Source organism: Microbacterium schleiferi (genome assembly GCF_020781975.1).
Classification (GTDB): Bacteria; Actinomycetota; Actinomycetes; order Actinomycetales; family Microbacteriaceae; genus Microbacterium.
The window spans coordinates 1-1,441 of the sequence record NZ_JAJGNI010000027.1 but is presented as its reverse complement, the minus strand read 5'-3'; the positions used below and the strand labels follow the sequence as shown (position 1 = coordinate 1,441).

General features: G+C 65.7%; 1 protein-coding gene. It reads left to right on the top strand.

Features of this window, described 5'->3' with window-relative positions:
* Window positions 1-118: 118 nt before the first annotated feature.
* Window positions 119-1,387, top strand: coding sequence for an IS256 family transposase (locus LL236_RS14715; RefSeq protein WP_228179574.1), 1,269 nt, complete (start codon window positions 119-121; stop codon window positions 1,385-1,387).
* Window positions 1,388-1,441: the final 54 nt, after the last annotated feature.

Here is a 1,441-nt window from a genome sequence, read left to right as displayed (position 1 = left end):
CGGGGTGAGTCCCATAGCGTGGTGTCAATTCCTGCGGGGTTCTCGTCGTCGTAGACGTCGAAGGGCCACCGTGGGATGACCAGTTGTTTCCGGCAAGAAGCAAAGAAGAGATCCCACGATGACCCAGTACCAGTCTGCCCTGACGACCCTGATCGGTGAAGTTCTCGCCGATCCCGACCTCGCCCACTCGGACGTGTTCCGCCGGATGCTGCAAGCCGGACTGCAAGACCTCGTTGACGCGGAATCGACCGCGAAGATCGGCGCCGCTCGTTACGAACGCACCTCGGAGCGGACTACGCGTCGCAACGGGACGCGTCCGAAGGTGCTCGCGACGCCGGCCGGGGAGGTGGATCTTGCGATCCCGAAGCTGCGGGAGGGGTCGTTCTTCCCGTCGCTACTGCACCCGCGGCGGCGGGTCGACAAAGCCCTCTACGCGGTGATCTGCCAGGCCTGGATCGACGGAGTCTCGACCCGCAAGGTCGAGCATCTGGTCCGCGCGTTGGGCAACGACACCGGCATCAGCCGGTCCACGGTGTCGCGGATCTGCTCCGAGATCGACGAGGCGGTGCACGAGTTCCTGCACCGGCGGATCGATCACACCTGGTTCCCGTACCTGTTCCTCGACGCCACCTACCTCGACGTACGCCACCGCGGCCGCGTCGTGTCCCAGGCTCTCGTCGTCGCGACCGGTGTCAGCGGCGAGGGCCGCCGGGAGATCCTTGGGATGGCGCTCGGCGACGCGGAGACCACCGACTTCTGGACCGAGTTCCTCCGCAGCCTCCGTGACCGAGGGCTGAAGGTCTCCACCGATACCGACCCGCTGGGCGTGACCCTGGTCACCTCCGACGCGCACGCCGGACTGAAGGCCGCGGTCAAGGCCATCCTGCCCGGATCGGGGTGGCAAAGATGCCGAGTCCATTTCGCGCGCAACGTCACGCAGAAGATCGGCTCGGCACGATCGAAGCCCGTCAACGCGCTGATCTCGACGATCTTCGCGCAGACCACCTCCGAAGCCGTGCTCGCCCAATACAAAGCCGTCACCGAAAGTCTCCGCGGCTCGTTCCCCGAGATCGCGGCCATGCTCGAGGCCGCCGAAGCCGACCTCACCGGGTTCGCATCGCTACCCCGTGAGCACTGGCAGAAGGTCTGGTCGAACAACCCCATCGAGCGCCTCAACCGTGAGATCAAACGCCGCGCCGACGTCGTCCAGATCTTCCCCGACCGCGACAGCGTGACCCGCCTGGTCGGCGCCGTCCTGCAAGAACAACACGAGGAATGGTCCTACGGCGAACGCCGCTACTTCTCCGACATCTCGATGCGCAAACTCGTCCACACCCTCCACGACCACGCCGAGCCCGCACGCCCCGAGCTCTACCTCACCGCCTGACCACCACCCCCCAACAGGAAACAACGAAATGACACCACGCCACGGGACTTGACC